Raw genomic sequence first — 4,518 nt, forward strand, 5'->3', positions numbered from 1 at the left:
GCCGCCGAGGAACCGCGCGTGCCGGCGGCGGCCCGGTGACGTCACGGCGCCATCGGACGGATCGCCGTGCAGGGGTGCCCGCCTGGAGCGGGCACCCCTACCCGCTGGGCGCCGACTTCGACGGGCAGGGGACCAACTTCGCACTCTTCAGCCAGGTCGCCGAACGCGTCGACCTCGTTCTCGTGGACGACGACGGCGGCACCCGCGACGTCCCGCTGACCGAGGTCGACGGCTTCGTCTGGCACGCGTATCTGCCCGGCGTCGGCCCCGGGCAGCGGTACGGCTACCGGGTGCACGGGCCGTGGAACCCTTCCTGCGGCCATCGGTGCAACCCGGCGAAGCTGCTCCTGGACCCCTACGCGCGGGCCGTCGACGGCCAGATCGACAACGACGCCTCGCTGTTCGAACGGGCCGGCGACCGCCCCGACCCGGCGGACAGCTTCGGCCACACGCTGCTGGGCGTGGTCACCGATCCCGCGTTCGACTGGGGCGACGACGCACCGCCCCGCCGCCCGTACGCCGACACGGTGATCTACGAGGCCCATGTGCGCGGCCTGACCCGGACCCACCCCGACGTCCCGCCCGCACTGCGCGGCACCTACGCCGGGCTCGCCCACCCCGCGGTGACCGGGCACCTGACCTCGCTGGGCGTGACGGCGCTCGAGCTGATGCCCGTGCACCAGTACGTGCAGGACGGCGTCCTGCGGGACCGGGGCCTGTCCAACTACTGGGGCTACAACACCATCGGCTTCTTCGCCCCGCACCACGACTACGCCGCCGACGGCGTCCGCGGCCGTCAGGTCGCCGAGTTCAAGGCCATGGTCAAGGCGCTGCACGCGGCCGGACTCGAGGTGATCCTCGACGTGGTCTACAACCACACCGCCGAGGGCAACGAGCAGGGCCCCACGCTCTCCTTCCGGGGGATCGACAACGCCTCCTACTACCGGCTGGTGGACAGCGACTGGGCGCACTACTACGACACCACCGGCACCGGCAACAGCCTGCTCATGCGGCACCCGCACGTACTGCAGCTGATCATGGACTCGTTGCGCTACTGGGTGACGGAGATGCACGTCGACGGCTTCCGCTTCGACCTCGCGGCCACCTTGGCCCGGCAGTTCCACGAAGTGGACCGGCTGTCGGCGTTCTTCGACCTCATCCAGCAGGACCCGGTGATCAGCCGCGTCAAACTCATCGCCGAACCGTGGGACGTGGGCGAGGGCGGCTACCAGGTGGGCAACTTCCCGCCCCTGTGGTCGGAGTGGAACGGCCGCTACCGTGACGCCGTACGCGACTTCTGGCGCGCCGAGCCCGGCTCGCTGGGCGAGTTCGCCTCCCGCCTGACCGGCTCCTCCGACCTGTACGCCCCCAGCAGACGCCGCCCCCGCGCCAGCGTCAACTTCGTCACCGCGCACGACGGGTTCACCCTGCGCGACCTGGTCTCGTACAACGGCAAGCACAACGAGGCCAACGGCGAGGACAACCGGGACGGCGAGAGCGACAACCGCTCCTGGAACTGCGGCGTCGAGGGGCCCACCGAGCGCCCGGGGGTGCTCGCCCTGCGGGCCCGGCAGCAGCGCAACCTGCTCGCCACCCTGCTGCTCTCGCAGGGCATTCCGATGCTCTCCCACGGCGACGAGCTCGGCCGCACCCAGGGCGGCAACAACAACGCCTACTGCCAGGACGGCGAAGTGTCCTGGGTCCACTGGCGGTTGTCCGACGAACAGCACGCCCTCACCGCCTTCTGCCGACGTCTGATCGCGCTGCGCGCCGATCACCCGGTGCTGCGGCGGCGGCGCTTCTTCCGCGGTGAGACGGTCACCCACGCCGGGCAGCCGCTGCCCGACCTGGTGTGGCTGCGGCCCGACGCGGACGAGATGACGGACCGCGACTGGCTGCGCCCCGACGCGCACAGCGTCGGCGTCTTCCTCAACGGCGACGCCATCGCCGAACCCGGCCCGCGCGGCGGGCCCGTCGTGGACGACTCGTTCCTGCTGCTCTTCAACGGCTACTGGGAGCCGGTCGCCTTCCGGCTGCCGGACGCCGCCTACGGCGAGCGCTGGACGGTGTGCGCCGACACCGCGGAGCCGGACGGAGGTCCGGACGAGACGGAGTGCAAGGCGGGCGCGGAGGTCACGCTGGAGTCCCGCAGCCTCCTCGTGCTGACCCGGCCGCCGCGCCGCCCGTAGCCTCCGCAGCCGCCCGTGACGGACTTCGGGACCGGCGCTCGGGCGGGCGCTCAGCGTTCGCGGCGCGAGGTGACCGTGAACTGGGCCCCGTCCGGGTCCCGCAGGACCGCTTCCTCGGCGTTCTCGAGCAGGACCGAGCCGCCGTGCTTCTCCGCGGCGCGTGCGCAGGCCGACACGTCCGCCACGGCGAAGTGGACCTGCCAGTGGGGGCGGATCGTCGGGTCCGGCGCCGCCTCCAGCGCGCCGGACTCGATCCGGGCGACGACGTCGCCGCGGTTGCGCAGCCAGACCTCGCCGGACTCGTAGTGGACCTCGCAGGCGCCGGGGCGGTCGGTGGCCCAGTCGAGGATCTCGCCGTAGAAGATGGCCGAGTCGAAGGCGTCGCGCGTGTGCAGCCTGATGAAGGCGGGCGCCGCCTGCCGCCACGCCTCCCAGTTGCCGATCAGCTCGCCCTCCCAGATGCCGAAGGTCGCGCCGTCGCGGTCGGCCAGCAGCGCCGCCCTGCCCGGCGGGAGCGAGATCGGCCCCACGGCCACCGTCCCGCCCCGCTCGCGGGCCCGGGAGGCGGCCTCGTCGGCGCTCGGCACCGCGAAGTACGGCGTCCACGCGACCGCCATCTGCCACATCGACGCGACCGCCGCGATCCCCGCGACCGGCACGCCGCCGACCAGCGCAGTGCGGAAGTGGTCGCCCAGCGTGCCGCGGAGCCACTTCCAGCCCAGCACGGCGCTGTAGAAGTCCTGGGTGGCCTCGAGGTCACGGCTGGTCAGGCTCACCCAGCAGGGAGCGCCGAACACGGAGTGCGTGGAGACGGCGCCCCGGGCGCCGGGGGCGGATGTCGGACGACGGTTCATGGCGCTCGCGTTCCTGGTCTCTCGGCGGGCGGGTCTCCCGGCGCGCGGGGTCTGCCACCAGTGTCCGGCCGACCCGGCCCGGACCGCCTGCCGAGCGGGCCGGTGGCACGATGGGGTGATGGGACGAGTACCGCGCACCTCCCGTGACGAAACGACCCGGATCTTCGCGCTTGAGGAGGAGGTCGAGCAGCTGAAGGAGGCCGTCGCCTCCCACGCCGTGGTCGACCAGGCCATCGGAGTGGTCGTGGCCCTGGGGCGGATGACGCCCGAGGAGGGATGGGCCGTGCTGAGAGAGGTCTCCCAGCACACCAACGTCAAACTGCGCAGCGTGGCCGAGCTGATCCTGCTGTGGGGGCGCCGGGGAGAGCTGCCCGCGGACATCCGGGCCGAGCTGGAGGACGTCCTGGACCGGCACGGCCCCACGCAGGTCCCGGGCGCGCCCCCGCCCTGACGGACGGGCCCGCCGGCGCGTCGGGTCAGTCGCCCTCCTCGGCGCTGATCTCCTCGCGCAACCGCTCGAAGCAGCCGCTGAGCAGGCGGGACACGTGCATCTGGGAGATGCCGAGCTGCTCCGCGATGCGGCTCTGCGTCATCCCCACGAAGAAGCGCAGGTACAGGATGGTCCGTTCGCGTTCCGGCAGTGCCCGCAGACAGGGCGCCGCGGCCACCCGGTCGACGACCGTGTCGTAGCCGGGGTCGGGGTCGCCGAGCGCGTCCTCGAGGGCGTAACCGTCGGTGCCGGGCAGTTCGGCCTCCAGCGACAGCGCGGAGAAGCACTCCAGCGCCTCGGCGCCGGTGCGCACCTCGTCCTCGGTCAGCTGGGCGTGCGCGGCGATCTCGGCGATCGTCGGCGGGCGGCCGGGGATGGTCTGGGACAGCTCCTTGCCGGAGTGCCGCACCCGGTTGCGCAGGTCCTGGACCCGGCGCGGCACGTGCAGCGTCCACATGTGGTCGCGGAAGTGGCGTTTGATCTCGCCGGTGATCGTGGGCACCGCGTACGCCTCGAAGGCGCGCCCGCGGTCCGGGTCGTAGTGGTCGACGGCCTTGACCAGCCCCAGCGCCGCCACCTGGTAGAGATCCTCGAGGGCCTCGCCGCGGCCGCGGAAGCGGATGGCGATCCGCTCGGCCATGGGAAGCCAGAGCTCGACCAGTTCGTCCCTGAGCGCCTGGCGCTCGGGACCCTCGGGCAGTCCGGCGAGCCGTGCGAAGGACTCGCCCGTGTCCGGGGCGTCGTCATGGGGGTGCTGCCTGGTTCGGACGGTGGCACGCATCACGCGCACCTCCCTCAGGGAGGATGCCGGTGAAAAGAGGGACACCGTGGGAATCGCGTACTCGGACGGATGCGGGGACACCCGGGGCCGGCCGTTGCGGCGGGTCCCACGGACGTGCCTCCTGTCCGAAGCACTTACCTGTAGTTTCCCCCGTTCGAGTTCCTTGAAACTCATTTATCCTCTTTGCTGCGTATTCGCCGAGGC

Annotated in this window: 4 protein-coding genes; 2 read left to right on the plus strand and 2 right to left on the minus strand. The window is 72.3% G+C overall.

Annotated elements, in window-relative coordinates:
* Positions 1–74 precede the first annotated feature (74 nt).
* Entirely contained in the window at positions 75–2,189 is a 2,115-nt protein-coding gene (gene glgX / locus ABT300_RS41655) for a glycogen debranching protein GlgX (RefSeq protein WP_351687716.1), read from the plus strand.
* 50 nt (positions 2,190–2,239) lie between these two features.
* Here glgX and ABT300_RS41660 read toward each other — a convergent pair whose 3' ends face one another.
* A complete protein-coding gene (locus tag ABT300_RS41660; protein ID WP_351687719.1) occupies positions 2,240–3,043 on the minus strand; it encodes a VOC family protein in 804 nt (267 codons plus the stop codon).
* Between the two features lie 118 nt (positions 3,044–3,161).
* On the opposite strand from ABT300_RS41660, the gene ABT300_RS41665 reads away from it, so the two are divergent.
* Positions 3,162–3,494, plus strand: a complete 333-nt coding sequence (locus ABT300_RS41665; protein WP_351687722.1) for an ANTAR domain-containing protein — start codon at positions 3,162–3,164, stop codon at positions 3,492–3,494.
* 25 nt (positions 3,495–3,519) lie between these two features.
* On the opposite strand, the gene ABT300_RS41670 is transcribed toward ABT300_RS41665, so the two are convergent.
* Positions 3,520–4,314, minus strand: coding sequence for a SigB/SigF/SigG family RNA polymerase sigma factor (locus ABT300_RS41670; RefSeq protein WP_351687725.1), 795 nt, complete (start codon positions 4,312–4,314; stop codon positions 3,520–3,522).
* Between the last annotated feature and the right edge of the window lie 204 nt (positions 4,315–4,518).

The organism is Streptomyces sp. NPDC001027, from assembly GCF_040299045.1.
Lineage (GTDB): Bacteria > Actinomycetota > Actinomycetes > Streptomycetales > Streptomycetaceae > Streptomyces.